We start from the raw sequence: 18,801 nt of genomic DNA on the forward strand, positions 1-18,801 counted from the left end.
AGCTCGGGTTGAGCGAGGTTGATGTCCGCTTCAAGATGAAATGACTTTTGAAAGCCGCACAGCACACCTGTGCGGCTTGCTTTTTCCTATGGACGATGAATTCGAAGTTCTCCAGCGACTGGTTGAAACGCCGGAGCTGTTTCAGGAAATCTCACAGGTCACCGGAACCGAGTTCCAGCGACAGGCCGCGCTGCGTGAGCAGTACGACGCTGCTCTGGTCCGTGGGGCGATGCTTCTCAGCGAGCTGCGAGCCAAAGCCCGGCAGAAGTTCTCGCGTGCGGATCAGATGTGGTTCGACCGCACCGGACTGGAACAGTCGACCGCTGAGCTGATCGCCAGACACAAGGCACAGCGATTCACCCGTACGGCTGAACCGGTGTATGACCTGTGCTGCGGGATCGGCTCCGATTCAATCGCACTGGCTGCGATGGGAAATCAGGTCACCAGTGTGGACCTCTCGCCGATGTCGTGCCTGCGAACCCAGCTGAACGCGGCGGTCTATGGAGTGGCAGAGCGGATCACCACACAGGTCGCCAGCGCCGAGAGAGTCAAATTGCAGTCGGCGTATGTGCACATCGATCCCGATCGGCGGACCGGCCGTCAGCGGGCTGTCAAACTCGAAGATTACGCCCCTCCTCTCGAATTTCTGCAGCGGCTCACCGAACAGACTCCCGGGGGAGGGATCAAGTTATCGCCCGCGAGTAACTTCGGCGGGAAGTTCGGACCGTGTGAGATTGAACTGATTTCCCTGGATGGCGAATGCAAGGAGGCGACCGTCTGGTATGGAGAGCTGTCCGGTCCGCAGGCGATGCGGGCCAGCATTCTCCCGGCCGGGTACTCCATTGCCGGAAACCCCTGGGAGCTCAGACCGCATGTCGGCCGCATCTCGCGGTACGTGTACGATCCAGATCCAGCCATCGTCCGGGCCGGGCTGCTGGATCTGCTTGTGGAAGAATCCGGTTTTCGACGACTGGATGCTTCAGAAGAATACCTGACGAGTGAAGAACTGATCGATTCTCCGGCAGCTGCTCCGTTCGAAGTCCTGTTCAATCTGCCGAACAATGAAACGGAAATCCGGAAAACAATCCGTCAGGGAAACTGGGGAGAAGTCGAAATCAAATCCCGGCATGTCCCGACGAATGCCGACGCGATGCGGAAGAAAATGTCGTTGACCGGCAAGGGACCGGTCACGCTGATCATTGCCAGGGTCGATGGCCGGACCCGGGCCCTGGTCTGTCGGCGGGTGAAAGCGGCACAGGATTCCGAGATCTCAGAATGACGTGGCAGTTCTGCGGGCGACCTGCGAAAATGCCGCCAGCAGCCACCAGTCTCCCCTTAACCGGAAAGTTCTTCAGTGAACGCGCCAGTCAGGACGGGTGCGACACGAATTCGCACCGTCGCCGTCATCGATGTCGGGGCCACATCCATCCGGATGGCCATCGCGGAAATCCAGCCGGAAGGGTCCATCCGCCGGCTGGAGTCGCTCACGCAGGCGGTGCAGCTGGGAAAAGACGCGTTCACGACCGGTGAAATCTCACGCACGACCATCGAAGAGTGCGTTTCGGTCTTCCGCAGCTACCGTCGCAAGCTCGATGAATACGGCATCAACCGGCAGGAAGACATTCGAGTCGTGGCGACCAGTGCCGTTCGAGAGGCCGCCAACCGCATCACGTTCGTCGACCGACTGCTGGTGGCCACGGGGCTGTTCGTCGAGACTCTCGATGAAGCAGAGGTGCATCGCATCACTTATCGGGGGGTGCAGCCGCTGCTGAGAGCTCAGCCAGCCTTGTTCAAATCCCGATCCATGGTCATTGAAGTGGGCGGAGGGAGTACCGAACTGCTCACACTCGTGCAGGGGAATGTCGATCACACGCACGCCTTCCGGCTGGGGTCGTTACGTCTGGCACAGACACTCAGTTCCTATCGCGTCCCCCGCAGCAAGGCCCGAAAGATCATTGAAGGGGAAATTCACAGCCAGCTCGAACCATTCGCGGAACTGCTCCACTGCAACACCGAAGTGAACATGGTCGCCATGGGGGGCGACATCCGTTTCGCAGCGGAAGAGATTCTGAACGATGCCGTTTCCGATTCGAAGCTCATTGAATTGAAGCTGGAGGATCTGGCCGAGTTCGTGAATTACGTCTTCTCCCGGACAGAAGAGCAGCTGGTCAACGAATTCCACCTGACTTACCCGGAGGCGGAAACAGTCGGGCCGGCCCTGGTCGCCAATCTGAAAATGGCCGAGATGCTGGGGGTGGACCGCGTGTTCGTATGCAACGTGAACCTGCGGGACGGCCTGATTCGGGACATGTCGGAAGTCCGTGGTTCGTGGACTGACGACTTTCAGAAGCAGATCATCCGGGCCACCTGGGAACTTGCCAGCAAGTACGACGTTGATGAAGAACACGCCCGCAACGTTGCAGATCTGTGCAGGCAACTGTTCCGCCAGCTGCGGAAAGAACATGAGCTGGAGGACCGGTACGAAACCCTGTTGTACGTCGCGGCGGCCCTGCATGAGACCGGCAGCTACATCAACACGTCGAGTATGCACAAACACTCGATGTATCTGATCATGCACAGCACCCTGTTCGGCCTCACTGCGGATGACTTGCAATTGGTGGCGATGGTCGCACGGTATCATCGCCGATCGATGCCCAAGACGACGCATCAGCCGTATGCCTCCATGGACCGGTTCCGACGGGTGATCATTTCCAAGTTGGCGGCCATTCTCCGAATTGCCATCGCACTGGATGCCTCGCGCAGCCAGCGGATCAAACAGATCGAATGCCGACGCGTACGAAATCGACTCGTGATCACCGTGCCGTCGGTGGATGACTTATCCATCGAACAAATTGCCGTTCGGAGAAACCGGCTGTTTTTTGAAACCATCTTCGGGCTGGAAGCGCTCCTGCGAACACAGGTGAAGTCCAGCACCACCGAAGAAAGTACACAGCTTTAAACAGAAGCGAAGTATCCCAATAGAATTCAATCTGGCCGAAGTGTCGAACAGGTTGAGCAAACGCGAACGCCAGCAAGTTGAAGAAGGACCGTCACACGGATGAATGCGCTGCCAGAAGCTTACAATACTCTCGTCGAACGACTGAAATCACTCGCCCTGATGCGATCCTGCGGCGCTGTTCTGGGATGGGATGAACAGACTTATCTGCCGACACAGGGGGCGGAACTGCGAGCCAACCAGCTGGCGTTGCTGGCAGGTCTGGCACACGACCAGGCGACGTCACCGGAAGTGGGCGACCTCCTTGCACGACTCGGCGACGAAGGCGAACTCGGCGGCCCGGGATCCATCGCCTCTGCGAACGTGCGGGAAGCCCGCCGCAATTATGAGCGGTCGACACGACTTTCGAAAAAGCTCGTCGAAGAAATGACACGTGTCACAACGCTGGCCCAGCAGAACTGGATCGAAGCCCGCAAGAAAAACGAATTCAGCCGGTTTCAACCCTGGTTGAAGCAGATCATCGCACTGAAACGGGAAGAGGCCGATGCACTTCAAAGTCCCACGGGGGTCCGGTACGACGCCCTTCTGGAGGACTATGAGCCCGGTGCGACCGTCCAGCAGATTCAACAGGTCTTCGCACCGCTGCGGGATGAACTCGTGAAGCTGGTGGCTGGCATTCTGGATTCCGGCATTCAGGCCGATATTTCCATCCTCGAGCGTCAATATCCGATCGAAGCCCAAAAGCAGTTCAGTCTGGAGGCAGCCCGTGCGATCGGCTTCGACTTCGAATCAGGTCGACTGGACATCGCCGCTCACCCATTCTGCACCGGAATCGGGCCGGGAGACTGTCGACTGACGACGCGCTATGACGAGCACCATTTCCCCGGAGCGTTTTTCGGCACGCTGCACGAAGCGGGGCATGGTCTGTATGAACAAGGGCTGCGTCGCGACGACTTCGGACTGGGGAGCGGGGAAGCATGCTCGCTGGGAATTCATGAATCCCAGTCACGCATGTGGGAGAATCTGGTTGGTCGCAGCCGGGCCTTCTGGGATCACTTCTATCCCAAAGCTCAGGCCCATTTCCCTGCAGCTCTCTCGAACGTCAGTCAGAAAGAGTTCTACGCGGTCATTAATGACCTACGCCCCAGCTGGATCCGGGTTGAAGCGGATGAAGTCACTTACAATCTGCATATCATGCTGCGGTTTGAGATCGAGCAGTCGCTGATCAGTGGTGAACTTGATGTGGAAGATGTTCCGACGGTCTGGAACGAGACATTCACCCGGTATTTCCAGATGACTCCCCCCACAGACACGCTTGGTTGCCTGCAGGATGTCCACTGGGGAGCAGGTCTGCTCGGTTATTTCCCGACGTATTCGCTGGGCAATATGTACGCGAGTCAGTTTTACGAAAAGGCTCAGGCCGACCTGGGGGACCTGTCGGAACTGTTCCGCAAAGGAGAGTTCCAACCGCTGCGGGAATGGCTGCGAAAGAACATCCACGAGAACGGCAAAGTCGATCACGCCCCGCAGCTTGTTGAGAAAGTGACCGGAAAGCCGCTCTCCGCTGAGCCGCTGTTGCGACACCTGCGAACGAAGTTTGGAGAACTCTACCGGTTATAATCCGCCTGCGAGCAATCGTGTTGATCAAATCCATCCGAGAGGACACGGAGTACGCAAATCATGGCCCGCCTGTTGGTCATTGATGATGAGCCGAACATCATTTTCTCGATCAAGGAATGCCTTTCGAGCGACACTCTGGAAGTCATCTCGGCCGGTTCGGCGCGGGAAGGGATCGGTCTTGCGGGATCGGCACGGCCCGATGCAGTCATTCTGGACGTCCGACTGCCGGACCTGTCCGGACTCGATGCGTATTCCCGCATCGCTCAGGTGGATCCGCGACTTCCCGTCATCATCATGACAGCCTATTCGTCCACGGAAACCGCCATTGAAGCCATGCGGCGGGGCGCGTTCGAATATCTCGTCAAACCGGTCGACTTCGAAAAGCTGGAAAACGTGGTCAGCAAGGCCTTGGAAGTCAGCCGGCTGAGCCGTGTCCCTGCCGTCCTTTCCGAGGATCTGGAGGACCTCGCTGCCGATCGCATCGTCGGGCAGTCTCAGGCGATGCAGGAGGTCTATAAAGCGATCGGCCGGATTGCCTCATACGACGCCCCGGTGCTCATCCTCGGAGAAAGCGGCACCGGGAAAGAACTGGTCGCCCGGGCAGTCTATCACTACAGCCATCGCAGCCAGAAACCGTTTCTGGCAATCAACTGCGCAGCTCTTCCGGAGACCTTGCTGGAGAGCGAGCTGTTCGGTCATGAGGCCGGAGCGTTCACAGGGGCGGACCAGCGACGGATCGGAAAGTTCGAACAGGTCAACGGCGGGACCATCTTTCTGGATGAGATCGGTGACATGAGTCTGGCCACCCAGGCCAAAGCCCTGCGGCTGATTCAGGATCAGACATTCCAGAGACTTGGAGGAACCCAGACCGTTCAGACGAATGTCCGCATCATCGCAGCCACCAATCAGGACCTGCGTAAGCGGATCGACCACGGGGAGTTTCGGCTCGACCTGTTTTATCGACTGAACGTCTTCACCATCAATCTGCCTCCGCTGCGGGAACGAGTTGAAGATATCCCCATTCTCATTGACCACTTCATCAAGAAGTTTAACCGCGACACCGGCAAACGGGTCCGGAGAATGACCCCCGATGCCGTGAGCACGTGTCAGGCCTATGGCTGGCCGGGGAACGTCCGCGAGCTCGAAAGTGCCATCCGCTTCGCCATGGCCCGTTCGGCTGGCGACATTTTGACGCGAGATTCCCTGCCCGTCGCCTGCCTGCAATCGACTGCAACAACGGTTTCAGTACCAGCCCGCGTCTCGCCGACGACGACCCGCTTCGATCTGCATCAAATGGTCCAAAAACTTCTCGAAAGCGACTCAACGGAAATCTATCGTGAAGTCTCTGAAGCGGTGGACCGGATTGTCATCGAGGAAGTGATGAAGGACGTTCACGGAAATCAGGTGCAAGCCTGTAAGAAGTTGGGAATCGCCCGGATGACGCTGAGAAACAAGCTGCGAACGCTGGGAATCCAAGGGGACTCCCAGTCGGATGGCCATGAAAGCGACGGTTGATTGAAAGTGGGCTCCAGCATGGGTACGCACATCATTTACAACGGTTATGGGATGGCGGTGGACCGTGCCCGCAGGAAGCATCAAAGGCAGCTCCGGCATCGCTTCTTCCGGTATCAGGAGTTTCAACGCCGGACGCTGACCGGTTTCCAACGGGCGTGGATCGCCCTCATTATTCAGCGTCGCGTGCGACGTCTCGAACTGACGGCCTCAGGACGCAAGCCCTCCCAGTGGATCCTGGGCTGATCCGTCCCCCTCGACTCCAGCAGCAACCCGGGTTGGCCCCTTTCTGGAACCAGTATCGTTATGAAACACCCCGGGGGTTTCACCCGGACGGGCGACTGCGTGTCTGAGACGCCAGTGGCGGTTCACCATGCAGGCTGAATCGGTTTCGAACATCAAGCTGCGAGAGCGGATCTGCCAATCGGTGTGGCCAGCGATCACCCCTCAGGATGTTCCGATTTCGCCGAACGTGCGTGACGATCGGACTGAGAGGCCCAGACCCGTCGCTTCCCGGGTGCTTCGATGCGGAAAACTTCCGAATTCGCCCCAGTCACCCAGACTTCGTCATGGAACGAATCCTCTCGGCATTGGAATTGCTTTTCCGCCCCTGTGTCAACATTCACCATCGGAGAAGACCCCTTCTCAGTGCGGGCGGAAGTTCATCGCAGAGCGTGTTGCCCTCTGCTGAATGACTGGAAGCTGTGAACAGGGGAGTTCGGAAATGCAATCTCGCCGGATCGTCCTGCTCGACGACGACCTCGACGCTGCTGCAGCCCTCCGGGATTCCCTGAGCGCCGAATCCGGGAAGACGTTCCGCCTGCAGCGGATGCCCCGGAGTACCTCCTCGATTGGCGAACTTGCTTCTTCCACAGAGAGAACAGACCTCGTTTTTGTTCCGTGGGAGCCGCGGGGAGCATTCGCCCTGCAGGTGATCCAGCGTTTGACGAGTCAGGGTCATCTGCCGTCATCCCCGGTCCTGATCACTACAGAGACCGACTCACACCTTCCCGCTCTTCCCGACGGGATATTCCCGTACCCGCGTGCGGATTTGAACTCATCGAAAGTGCTCCTTCCCTTCCTTGATCACTGCATCGAAAGTCATCGGCTCACACAGCGCGTCGTTGAGCTGGAAGCCTTGATCGAAAAAGCCCGGAAGGAGGCTCGTTCCGCGAGGTGTGCCAGATCGACATTCCTGAGAAGCGTCAGTCATGAGCTCAAAACGCCGTTGTCTGCTGTGATCGGTTTGTCAGAGTCGTTGATGGAACAGACCCAGGATTCGGAACAGGTGGAGATGCTCACCCTGATTCGAAGCAGCGGACAGAAACTCTCCGAAATGCTCACTCAACTTTTAGAGCTCGCGAGAACGGAAAGGACAACGCTCCAAACGGATCCTGTCCCATTCGATCCCCGCGCATTGCTGGAGGATGTCTGCGCCAGCATGGGAAGCCTTGCCGCTTCACAGGGAGTGACGATTCACTACAACTCTCAGTCAGACATTCAGAAAGTTCTCGCTGATCCTCGAAAGTTGCGACAGATTCTCGTGAATCTCCTCAGCATCGCCATCCAGCATACCGAACGGGGAACAATTCAGGTTCATCTCGGTGATTCACGCGACTCGCAAAAGCAATCCCTTGTGATCAAGGTCTCGTTCGGCCCTCCGGGAGTTCCGCGAGACGCGCTGGACAGGGTGATCAGACGCCCACAGCGGCTTGACCCCGCCCGCATCGGGATTGAACTGGGATTGGCGTCAAGTCGATGTCTGGCTCGGGTGATGGGCGGAGACCTGACGTTGGCGCCGCGGACTGGCTGGGGAAATTGTTTCGTCCTGGAGATCGAAGCCCCCCGATGCGGCCCCATAGCGACAACGTCACCTGACATGACAGATGATCACCCGCAGAGAGAGACGACGACGACACCGGACTGGAAAGGGCGTCGCATCCTGGTCGTCGACGATACCCGGGCAAATCAGTTCGTGATGAAGAACCTCCTGAAGCCGACCGGTGCGGTTGTGGAATGCGTTGACAATGGGCAGTTGGCCCTTCAACACATTGCAGCCAGCGAGAGCGATCCAGCCCCGTTCGATGTCGTGCTGATGGACCTGCACATGCCCGTCATGGGGGGCATCGAAGCCATCCGTCAGCTGCGGAAAATGGGATTCCCGAAGCCGATCATCGCCATGTCCGCGGCTGCAGCCCCCGATGATCCGGACAAGTGTCTTCAGGCAGGCAGCCAGGCATTCCTGGCCCGCCCGTTTGACAGAGATCATTTTCTGGCGGTCGTCGGCAAAGCGATTTCTCTTCAAACGAATTCGCAGGCCCAAGTGCGAGAAGCCACTGCCGATACTTCAGTTTCCGCATGATCAGGCCGCAGATACGGCAGAAACTGCGGGCGACCAAATCAGTCGACACTCTTGAAAACTGCCTGCTTTTCAGGGTTCTCGAGGGAGTCAGGCACCATCGAAGGGCCAGAAACCGTTGCCGATGCCGGGGCGATTCGCTATGACGTGAATTCGATTTCTGACCACTGAACTCCGAGAGTTGAAGTTTCACCAATGACCGGGAACGGAACCCCGAATAACGGGCAGGATGCTGGCGATCAGCTGCAGTATGTCTCCATCAGCGATGAGACGCGTCGGCGCTATCTGAACTACGCCATGTCCGTCATCATGTCGCGTGCGCTGCCGGATGTGCGGGACGGACTCAAGCCGGTGCAGCGCCGCATTCTGTACGTGATGTACAACGAGTTGCGGCTGAGCGCAGACGCCAAATCCGTGAAGTGCTCCCGAATCGTCGGGGACACGACCGGTAAGTTCCACCCTCATGGAAATCTTGCGGTCTACGATGCGCTCGTGCGACTCGCCCAGGACTTTACGCTGCGGGAGCGTCTGGTCGACGGGCAGGGAAACTTCGGCAGCATCATGGGTCTCCCCGCTGCGGCCGAGCGATATACCGAAGCGAAGCTGACTCGCATTTCCGAACGTCTGATGGAAGAGTTGAAGTTCGAGACCGTCGAAATGCGGCCGAACTACGATGCCACTCGTGATGAACCGGTCGTGCTCCCGGCCCAGTTCCCGAATCTGCTCGTGAACGGGACACAGGGGATCGCAGTCGGCATGGCCACGAACATGCCCCCGCATCATCTGGGAGAAGTGATCAAGGGGTGCATTACCCTGATCGAAGACCCCAACGCCACCGTCGCGCAGGTGATGAAGCACATCAAGGGCCCCGACTTCCCCCTCGGCGGACGCATTGTCACGGATCGAAAAGAGCTGCGGGAAGCCTACGAAGAGGGACGCGGCACCTTCAAAGTCCGGGCGGAATGGCGATTCGATAAAGAAGGTCGAAAAGAAGTCACCAACCGCCTCGTGATCTACTCCATCCCTTACGGAGTCGAAACCGGGTCGCTCGTGAATTCTCTGGGTGACATCCGGGATTCGCGTCGATTGCCGCAGCTGCTCGATGTGACCGACGAGTCTGACGGCGAATTCGGATTGCGGATCGTCCTGCATATCAAGCCAGGATCCGACCCGAACACGGTCATGTCCTACCTGTACAAGCACACGCGGCTGGAAGACAACTTCTCTTACAACGCCACCTGTCTGGTCCCCGGCGACCACGGGGTTCTGGTCCCCCGACGCTGCAGCCTGGTCGAAATTCTTCGCCACTTCCTCGACTTCCGGCTGGTGACAGTCCGTAAGCGCTTCGAGTTTCAGCTGGCGCAGCTTGAGAAGCGAATCCATATTCTGCGCGGCTTCGCCATTATCTTCGACGGCCTGGACAAAGCTTTGAAGATCATTCGGGCAAGCACCGGCAAACAGGATGCCTGCGAGAAGCTCGTGAAGGCCTTTCCGCTGGATGAAGTTCAGGCCAACGCGATTCTCGAGTTGATGCTGTATCGAATCTCGTCTCTGGAAATTGGCCGGATTCGGGAAGAGCTGCAGGAGAAAGAAACGGAAGCGACCCGCATCCGCAAGATTCTGGGTTCGGAAAAGAAGCTGTGGGGAGAGATCCGTTCGGAACTGGAAGCACTTGGCCAGGCATTCGAATCGAAGCGACGAACGATGCTGGGATCCTCGGAAGAGATTTCGGAATTCGACCCGCTGGCGTACATCGTTCGGGAAAACACGAACGTCGTCATCACCTCGGAAGCGTGGATTCGTCGGGTCGGCAAAATCTCCACCGTGGACAAACTGCGCGTCCGCGAAGGGGAAGAAGTTCTTGGAATTTACCCCGGCTCGACGCTCGATTCCGTCGTCATCTTCACCAGCGACGGAGTGGCCTATACGCTCCCGATCGATCAGATTCCTCCGTCCACCGGATATGGGGAACCGCTCTCGAAGCATGTCAAACTGAGCGATGGTGCCAACGTCGTCTCTGCGATCACGACCGATGCCCGTTTCACTCCGGCAGATATCGAATGGGAAGGCTTCCCGCCGGGGCCGTATCTCTTCGTTGCGACGGCTCATGGGCAGGTGATGCGTATTTCGCTGAGCACGTTCCGGACTCCGTCCACTCGCAGCGGGCGCAAGTATTGTCGCCTGGCGAACGGGGACCGCGTCATTCACGTCGAACTGATGAATGACGAAGATACGGTCTTCCTGATTTCCCGGGCCGCTCGCCTGATTCATTTCTCCGTTTCCGAAGTGATGATTCTGAACGGGGCGGGCAAAGGAGTGCGCGGCCTGAAGCTCGTCGAGAAAGACGATGTCGTCATTGCAGCCAAACGGCTCTCGCGACCGAGCGATGTCCTGAAGGTCATCAATGACCATGACAAGACGCTGAGCTTCGGACAGATGAAATACGCTGTCACCGCCCGCGGTGGGAAAGGGGTCAAGACGAGTCAGCGGACCGGGATCAAGAGTGTCATCAAGGATGAGATTCAGCCTGTCGACTGGTCAGCAATTGAAGCTGGCGAGAAGAGCTGAAAGAAAGCGGGCAGTCTCAGCCATTCATGAAGACTTCCTGTCGGCCGTCACCTGTTCCGTCTGGGGATCCAGCGAATTCATCATTCAGCGAAAAGTCGAGATTTTGACGGTCGGGCTGTTGTCTCACACGTCTGAATCTCGACAATAAGTCTATGTGAATATGAAATCGGGCCGCTGCCGTTGTGTGCTTTCGCACTCTCCCATTCTGCCAGCCGAAGGAACGCCCAGATGAAGCGTCTGTCCCGCCCCGCTTGCCCCGAATGCTACACACAGGTCAACCGCCGTCAGTTTCTGCAGCAGGCCGGTGCGGCTGCTGCGGGAGCCGCTTTGCTGTCGACTCCGCTACATGGAGCGTTCGCTGCACCGACGATGCAAAGCCCTGCGGAAACAGCGGCTCAGAAGCTCTATGAAACGCTGACCCCGGCCCAGAAGTCGGAGATCTGCCTGCCGTTCGACCACGCTTCCCGCACTCGCATTAACGCAAACTGGGCCGTTACGAAGCCGGCCATTCACGAAGATTTCTTCAACAACGAACAGCGCGCCCTGATCGCTGAAACCTTCAAGGGGATCACAAGTCCCGAAGGACACGCGCGATTTCTGGAACAGATGGAGTTCGATGACGGCGGTTTCGATCGCTATCACGTCGCCCTGTTCGGAGAGCCGCAGTCAGGCAAATTCGAATGGGTTTTAACAGGTCGCCACATCACCCTGCGGGCCGATGGGGACTGCGTTGCCGGATCTGCATTCGGGGGACCGATTGTTTACGGTCACGGTGAGGAAGAAGCCAAAGACAACATTTTTTATTACCAGACCCAGCAGGCGAATGAAGTCTTCAAGGCGCTGGATGCGAAGCAGGCGGTCAAGGCACTGGTCAACACAGCTCCCAACGAGACTCAGGTCCAGCTGCAGGGGAATCGGGGAAGCTTCGCAGGGATTTCACTGAAGGAACTTTCACAGGACCAGCAGGAACTCGTGGGATCTGTCGTCAAGGTTCTCTTAGCTCCGTTCCGCGAAGAAGATGTGCAGGAGTCCCTTGCGAATCTCGAACAGGGAGGCGGCATCCCCGGCTTGCACATGGCGTTCTACAAGCAGGGAGACCTGAACAGCGATGGTGAGTGGGACATCTGGCGGCTGGAAGGCCCGTCGTTTGTCTGTCATTTCCGCGGCGCCCCGCATGTGCACGCCTATATGAACATCGGCACCAGCAAACTCGCAAACAGCTAGACCAGTTTGGTCTATCATGTGCAGGCGATTCAGGGTTTTCACCGCATGAAAGTCCATATGATCGCCTGCGGAACGTAACAGATTATTTGCAAAACCGCTCTAACGTCTCAACCGATCTGGCGAGACCGTTCACACACAGCACTTCAATCGTTGTGTGCCCGATATTCCTCGCCGGTCCGCACTGTCATCAAAACGTCCCGAATGCGCCGTGTGGGGTGATTTCCCGCTGCGGCCGACGGGACGTTTTTCATTGATGACACCTGGTTCGACTTGCAGCCACGATCTCCTCTCTTCTCGTGACGTGGGCCTCCGTGCATTTCCCGCAAACGCCCGGAAATCATCAGCGTTGATGGCGTAAATCCATCCGATCTGAAATAATTCTATCCGAACATTCTGAATCAAATTGAATCGCCGAGTCGGCTGGTTCAGAACCTGCACTTCCAGATTTCGAAAACCCGTTCGGGTGAATCAGGGCCTTTCATGCAATCAGGAGCCTCTGAGATGCGTGTCGTATTCGTTCGAAACGTCAGCTGTGCATTCTCTCAATTTCACAGCCCCAGCGACCTCCGCCAATCGCGGGTAAGACGAACGCTGCTCAGTCTCATTGTCCTGTTGGGAACCGGCATCTTCGAGGCGAGCCCCGTGCGTGCGGAGGAGGCTCGCCCGATCATCGTCTTCGAAAAAAACTCCAGCGGAGCGGTCCCCTATCGGCTGCTCAGTCAGGAACTGGTTCGTCAGGGGCTGCTGCTCACGGCCCGTGAAGATTTCGGCGCGATCACGCGCGATGAATACCTCAACGAAACCTCGTCGCTGAAAGACCGGAAGGTTCATCGAGTCACCGGTGATTTTCAATTCGCCAGAGATCCGGAGTTGAAGTTCACGCTGACTTACACCACTCCAGGTGCGAGCATTCCGTCATTGGAGTTCCTGTTTCCCCGGGAGAACAACCGGTACTTCGAAGGGATCCTCTCCAAGGCACATCAGTTGACGCTTCATGAATATCCTGACTATCTGAAGTCGCTGGGGATGACGGCGCCGGACCGGTCCCAATTTAAGGAAGTCGATGTCGGCAACTTTGTCGAAACGCTTCCTCCACTCGAATTCGTTTCGATCTTTCATCGATTAAGAAAGCTGCACGCAGCCTTGCTCCGGGAACCAGATCGGGTCGATCTCCTCAGCTCGATTGCGATTCACTATGCACTGCTTTCCAGCGTCTGCGAAATTCACTGGGGGCCGGAAGCACGCATCTATTCCGCTCGCGCGCTGCTGTATTCGGATCGCGCCTGCGATCGTGCTGCAGACGACATCAAAGCAGCCTGGGCCCGGGCGCTGGTCAGGACATTTACCGGCCTCGACTGGCTCGCGCTGAAGGAACTGGAGCGAATCGAATCTCTTCAGGCCGTCGCTGATCCGGCATCCCGCCCGGACTGGGCGGATACCATCATCGCCGCCGTCCACTGGGATAACGGTCAGCTCAATAAACTCGCGGAAGACGATGTTCCGCTTGCGGCCTATTTGCGAGTCCTTCACTGGGAATACACGTCGCACTCCTATGAATTCGTCACTCCGATGGTGACCTCACTGATGGTGAAATCCCCCGAATGCCTGCGGGTCGCGTCAATCCTTGGAAACGGAAGTCAACTGGGCATGCGTCGCAGGGTCGGCGAAAGTCAGTTCGAAACGTTTCTGAGTGAATTCCCCGAATGGGTCAAGGAAATTGATCCTCTTCCGAAAACCGTTCTGACCGCTGCTGACAAAGCCATCAAAGCCAAAAGTGAGCGCAGCAAGATGGCAGCCACCGTGAAGCTGCATGACGCATTGCGCCAGGTTCCGTTGCAGGAAGATGGAGCAGAGCCGTCGCTGGCTTCCGTGGCGACACTCGCGGAGAATCTCCAGTTCCAGTTCATCACCGGCCTGCTGGAGACCGACACCGCCTATCTGGGGGTCGAGCCCGGTGATGTGATCGAGCGGGTCACACCGCTGCTCAAGAAGTACCCGGCCAAAGACTACATTTATTCGTACCGACATGATCCGACGTTTTCTCATGCTGCCCTTGAGAAAACGATCGATTCCGTGATCGCGCTGCCGCCGCCGGAAGAGAGCCGAAAGATGTCCCGCCACTGGAGAAGCCACTCTCCGGAAGCCTGCGAGAAGCTCAGAAAAGCGGTTCTCTCGTTACGGGACTCGACCGTGCGGGACGTAATCTTTCATATGCAGGTCAGCACGACCGATGAATATCGCCAGAAGCTGCTCGATGGTTTGCTTCAGGTGAGCCCTTACACCCCGATCGGTCGCAGCTTCGAGGTCAAGTACCGTTGGGACAAAGTCAAAGACAAGGCTCCGGAATGGCTGGAGACGACCGACTTTCCGGCCCTGCTGGAGAGCATCGGCGAAAAATATTCCGAAGAGTCATTGTTGTCCCCGGAATCGGCTGCCATGGCGGAAAAGGCCTACAAACGTCTGATCGAAATTGCCCCTTCGTACGACGCATACGAGCAGATCGAGAAGTTTTACGCGATGCATGGCAGGATTGAAGATGCTCTGCAGGCCCGAATTGCTTCCCTTCAAGTCCCCTCATATGGACTGGAATCAGCCGGAGTCAACCAGCGCGTGGCCGAACATTATCTTCTGGAAGACAAGCCGGAACTGGCCCGCCCCTACGCGATGGAAGCCGCCGAGTCCTATTCGCACTGGGGACTTGAAATTGGAATCGCGACGCTCGAAGCACTGGGCGAAAACGCGCTCGCCGAGAGACTGACTGTCGGAATGGTGCAGCGGTACGGGCCCTGGGAAGACTGGTATCTGCACTGCGTGCGGACGGGGGAAGGGAACATCGATGCTGCCCGGACATTGTTCACACAACAGCTCCAGCAGATGGACGCATCCCAGCTTGCTACCGATCTTCGAGTCGCCTCCTTCTACGAGCTGGAAGGGAATCTGGACATGGCGCTCTCGACGCGAATCACCCATTGCAAGGAAGTTCCCAACTGGATTACAGGAAAATTCCTGACGGCTTATCTGCTGTATGAGACCGGAAATCGTGAGGAGGCCCGCCCGTACCTTGTGGAACTGATCAACGTGGATTCGGGAGAGTGCTATTCCTGGCTGGCCGAACAGCTTCTCCGGGCCGAGCGGGAGGACGCTGCGTTTTCTCCCGAGTTCCTCGAGTTCGTCTGGTTGAGCCATCTGGAGAACCGTGCCACTTCCAAAGCCTCATCAGCAATCGCGTGCGCTCTGGAGATGGTGGATGAAGCAGAACAGGCCCTGGAATGGTATGAACGAGGCGCCCACTTCGGTGTGGAAGGAAAATTCACGCGGGCCAAGGCGATCCAGAAATTGAGAGATGCTGGAATCAAGATCCCGCCGGTTCGACGCTTCCCCATTCCCGTCGAAATCAGGGAGACGATGGCCGCTTCCTGGAATCTCCACACTCTTTGGAATACTCCAAAAGCATGGCAGATTCAGGCCAGTGACGAAATCGTGCGACGTGCCGGCCATTATCCGTCAGTCCTTCTGCTTCAGGCACATGTGAATCACTTTTACAAAGAACGAGACCGGGCTATCGATTACTACACCCGTGTTCTGGAGAAATTCCCGGAGCATCCTTTTGTCCTCTGCTATCGCGCAGCTGCATACGAAGGAAAGGGTGATTACGCGGCTGCTGTCGCTGATTATCACGCCGCCATGAAGCAGGCTCCTGACCTGCTCATCGCGGAAAACAACCTGGGATGGCTGCGAATCATGTGTCCCGATGAGAAGTTCGTCGATCCGAAGGAAGCTCTCGAACGAGCCCTGAAAGTACGCCAGGCCAGCGAATCGATGAAATCCGCCCATGAGCTGTACGAGGCATCGACGCTCCTCGCGATCATGGCTTACGAGAAACTCGGTCAGACGGACGAAGCCGAGAAGCTGATCAAAGCCGCTTCGAAGGAGAATTTCTTCGTCTCCCCCAACACGAAAGAGGCCTACGAGAGTATCCTGAAGAAAGAACGGCCCAAACGCTGGCCGGACGGTCGGGACTACGCCACCATGATCACCAAAGGCTGACCAGGCACCGGGAGCACAGAAAGCAACATCACTTCCGCTGCTTCACCGTTTCTGAAATGCACTGGAGCAACGAGTTCTCGCCGGTCCGGTCCTGTCCGACTTCCCAGATCATCACGCCGCCGATTCCGGAATCCAACGCTGCGTTTGTCTTCCTGCGGATGGTGGAAGGCCCGTTAAAGTAGATCTCTTCCACTTCGTCCACGTCCGCTGCAGGTCCGAACCGATCGACGATGCGGGAGTAGGTCATCGCCTTACGATCGTTGACGTTGCGTCCGTAGAATGGCACCCCCAGCACGATCTTCCCGGCGGGAATCTTCTGGTTCAAGAAGCTCTGAATGTCCTGCTCTGCCTGATGCGGAGTGGAATGCCGCTGCCCGTAGTCGTACGACATCAGCTGTACGGTATCGACCGCGTTCCAGGCTTTTTCCGGCAGTGTTCGCCACGGGGCCACGGTCATCGACAGCGTATACCCATGCGGCTTGAACGCCGTCTGAAGCTGGGCCAGCAGACTGCAGTACCCCTCCCATTCTTCAGCGGTCTGCGGGTGTTCCCAGTCGATATCCAGTCCGTCCAGCTTGTGCCGCTGCAGAACATCGACCAGCGATTTCACCAGGCGGTTGCGGGACTTCACCTGCGTCACCGCGCGCGTGAAGTTGTCCGATTTTCCCCATCCACCCAGGCACAGAATCAGCCGGGTCTTGTGTTTCTCGCGAAGGCTGTGAAGTTTTCCCCAGGGAGCGTTTGCCACGTTCCCCATCAGCACTTCACCGGACTCAGAGGGTTCGGCAGCAAAGAGAATCAGGTCCGTGAGCATGCCGGCGTGTTCCAGATCGACCCGGTTGAATCGATAATCGGGCAGGTACCCGACGATCCGAAAAGAACTTGCCGGCTCTGCCGCGCGAGCACCGTGACGAACCGAAATGTCCAGACACAGCATGAGCAGCAGCACTGCGGGAACGATTCCGGACAGGCAGAGTCGATATCCCCGGATCACAACAGACTTCGTCATCGATTCTGGTCCGCGCACACCGGGCCGTAAAAGGTAAAGTCAGGTTCGTTTCGAGCCAGCCGCTGCACGTACAGCGCCGTTTCGCGCAGATGATAATCACCCCACATGCAGGCTTCTCCTCTTGGAATCTTCGATCCCGGAGGAATGTAATCCCAGTTTCGTGGACGATGATAGATCGAATGCAGCAGCAGTCCCTGATGTGCCGGATCCAGATTCAGATAGGGCTCGCTCAGCAGCGATTTGAGCATCACCAGCCCCGCCTGGGTGTATCGATCCCCACCCATTCCCCGCTTGTCCAGGAATCGTCCCAGCCGGATGAAACCCTGCGCGGCAATGGCCGCTGCTGAACTGTCGACCGGTTCGTAGTCATTGAAGGGGTCTGCGGGTCGATTGCGGTAATCCCCCAGATGCACAAGGCCAGGGGCCCCGGTGTCCCAGTAGGGAACGCCATCGCTGGGGCTTTCCGAGATGTAGTAATCACAGGTCGCTCGGGCCGCCCGCAGCATCCAGCCTTCGATCTCCGCCCGACCGCCAAACGGGATCAATTCTTCATCGGATAGCACATTCAGGAATTCGAGTTGTTCCGCGAGGCCCGTAATGATCCAGGCGGCCCCACGGGTCCAGGTCGTGAACGGACAATACCCCTGCTGGGAACTGGGACAGCGATAACGTCCATCATTCGGGTTGAAGATGCTTTCATGAACCACGCGGCCGGAGACATCGTAGAGATCCCGCCCCTCACCGAAGTAGACGTTGTAGTCGACTGTCGTCTTCGCATGTTCGAGCAGTCTCTGCAGTAGCGAAATCGGCTGGTCGTTTTCGCCCATCAGACGGTGGCCCAGCAGGTGGGCGACCGCCAGCGAACGCAATGATCGAAATGTGTCAGCGAACAGGGAATGCGGACCGTTGAAGGAGTAGATGTATCCCCCGTTCTCATGCGTCCGGCTCCAGCGGGCAGCCTGCACGGCGCCACTCGTCTTCAACGCCAGCTCATAGAAGTGAAGTTCCGCGGAATCCCGGGGCAGCTTCCCTTCAAGCATCAGCCTGCGGAGTGCTCCGTATGTGCTGATGTTATTGAAGCCGTGATCGTGAACGCCGATATGACTGACGTGCGGTGCCATCAGCTCCCAGGTTCGCTGACGCCCCGAGGTCAGAAACCGTTCCTCGCCGGTGCCGTCAAACTGCAACAATGCCGATCCAAACTGAAAGCCCTGCGTCCACTCCGTCCAGCCCTGGGCGGTGTACTTACCCTGAATCGTAAAGACGGGCGATCCCTGTTCGGGAGTCCAGCTCGCCTCAAGTGAGTCGAGGGTTCTGGCGGATGCTTCCCACATGCGGTCAATCGCTGGGAGCAGATCCTGGAATGTCAGCGCCGGATCAAGTTGCATCATGGGAGCAGCCCGTTCAATTCACAGTCAAGTCTGAGTTGCCGTCAGTGAAAGCCTGATCCACGTTGACCGCAATGATTCAGTCGAACCATTCCAATACCATGAGAGTCGCCAGGTT

11 protein-coding genes are annotated in these 18,801 nt (G+C 57.5%); 9 read left to right on the forward strand and 2 right to left on the reverse strand.

Translation table 11 applies throughout. The annotated features are described in order from the left end of the window. Positions 1–40: 40 nt before the first annotated feature. The 9 genes from SH661x_RS16160 (at position 41) to SH661x_RS16200 (ending at position 16,286) form a co-directional block, all read left to right on the forward strand. Positions 41–1,279 carry a THUMP-like domain-containing protein gene (locus SH661x_RS16160; protein ID WP_437223472.1) on the forward strand — a complete coding sequence of 413 codons (1,239 nt, stop codon included), beginning with the start codon at positions 41–43 and terminating at the stop codon, positions 1,277–1,279. 75 nt (positions 1,280–1,354) lie between these two features. After that, positions 1,355–2,959 carry a Ppx/GppA phosphatase family protein gene (locus tag SH661x_RS16165; protein WP_437223475.1) on the forward strand — a complete coding sequence of 535 codons (1,605 nt, stop codon included), beginning with the start codon at positions 1,355–1,357 and terminating at the stop codon, positions 2,957–2,959. Between the two features lie 99 nt (positions 2,960–3,058). Then, entirely contained in the window at positions 3,059–4,576 is a 1,518-nt protein-coding gene (locus SH661x_RS16170; RefSeq protein ID WP_437223478.1) for a carboxypeptidase M32, read from the forward strand. Positions 4,577–4,636: 60 nt separating this feature from the next. Next, positions 4,637–6,091, forward strand: a complete 1,455-nt coding sequence (locus tag SH661x_RS16175) for a sigma-54-dependent transcriptional regulator (protein WP_437223480.1) — start codon at positions 4,637–4,639, stop codon at positions 6,089–6,091. Between the two features lie 18 nt (positions 6,092–6,109). Continuing rightward, a complete protein-coding gene (locus SH661x_RS16180; protein WP_437223483.1) occupies positions 6,110–6,334 on the forward strand; it encodes a hypothetical protein in 225 nt (74 codons plus the stop codon). Between the two features lie 478 nt (positions 6,335–6,812). After that, positions 6,813–8,450: an ATP-binding response regulator gene (locus SH661x_RS16185; protein WP_437223486.1), complete on the forward strand. Its 1,638-nt coding sequence runs from the start codon at positions 6,813–6,815 to the stop codon at positions 8,448–8,450. A gap of 192 nt (positions 8,451–8,642) precedes the next feature. Then, entirely contained in the window at positions 8,643–11,015 is a 2,373-nt protein-coding gene (locus SH661x_RS16190; RefSeq protein ID WP_437223489.1) for a DNA gyrase/topoisomerase IV subunit A, read from the forward strand. A gap of 228 nt (positions 11,016–11,243) precedes the next feature. Continuing rightward, positions 11,244–12,239: a DUF3500 domain-containing protein gene (locus SH661x_RS16195; protein ID WP_437223492.1), complete on the forward strand. Its 996-nt coding sequence runs from the start codon at positions 11,244–11,246 to the stop codon at positions 12,237–12,239. 501 nt (positions 12,240–12,740) lie between these two features. Further along, entirely contained in the window at positions 12,741–16,286 is a 3,546-nt protein-coding gene (locus SH661x_RS16200) for a hypothetical protein (protein ID WP_437223494.1), read from the forward strand. A gap of 28 nt (positions 16,287–16,314) precedes the next feature. On the opposite strand, the gene SH661x_RS16205 is transcribed toward SH661x_RS16200, so the two are convergent. Continuing rightward, entirely contained in the window at positions 16,315–17,295 is a 981-nt protein-coding gene (locus SH661x_RS16205; protein WP_437223497.1) for a glycoside hydrolase family 18 protein, read from the reverse strand. Next, entirely contained in the window at positions 17,292–18,683 is a 1,392-nt protein-coding gene (locus tag SH661x_RS16210; protein WP_437231214.1) for a glycosyl hydrolase, read from the reverse strand. Before SH661x_RS16210 ends, SH661x_RS16205 begins: the two co-directional genes overlap by 4 nt. Positions 18,684–18,801 lie beyond the last annotated feature (118 nt).

Origin of the sequence: Planctomicrobium stercoris (assembly GCF_051465655.1) — a bacterium.
In the GTDB taxonomy this organism is placed as follows: Bacteria; Planctomycetota; Planctomycetia; order Planctomycetales; family Planctomycetaceae; genus Planctomicrobium.

Coding starts and splice junctions, on each gene's coding strand:
- SH661x_RS16160 (WP_437223472.1), top strand. CDS start 41: ATGACTTTTGAAAGCCGCACAGCACACCTGTGCGGCTTGCTTTTTCCT.
- SH661x_RS16170 (WP_437223478.1), top strand. CDS start 3,059: ATGAATGCGCTGCCAGAAGCTTACAATACTCTCGTCGAACGACTGAAA.
- SH661x_RS16175 (WP_437223480.1), top strand. CDS start 4,637: ATGGCCCGCCTGTTGGTCATTGATGATGAGCCGAACATCATTTTCTCG.
- SH661x_RS16180 (WP_437223483.1), top strand. CDS start 6,110: ATGGGTACGCACATCATTTACAACGGTTATGGGATGGCGGTGGACCGT.
- SH661x_RS16185 (WP_437223486.1), top strand. CDS start 6,813: ATGCAATCTCGCCGGATCGTCCTGCTCGACGACGACCTCGACGCTGCT.
- SH661x_RS16190 (WP_437223489.1), top strand. CDS start 8,643: ATGACCGGGAACGGAACCCCGAATAACGGGCAGGATGCTGGCGATCAG.
- SH661x_RS16195 (WP_437223492.1), top strand. CDS start 11,244: ATGAAGCGTCTGTCCCGCCCCGCTTGCCCCGAATGCTACACACAGGTC.
- SH661x_RS16200 (WP_437223494.1), top strand. CDS start 12,741: ATGCGTGTCGTATTCGTTCGAAACGTCAGCTGTGCATTCTCTCAATTT.
- SH661x_RS16205 (WP_437223497.1), bottom strand. CDS start 17,295: ATGACGAAGTCTGTTGTGATCCGGGGATATCGACTCTGCCTGTCCGGA.
- SH661x_RS16210 (WP_437231214.1), bottom strand. CDS start 18,683: ATGCAACTTGATCCGGCGCTGACATTCCAGGATCTGCTCCCAGCGATT.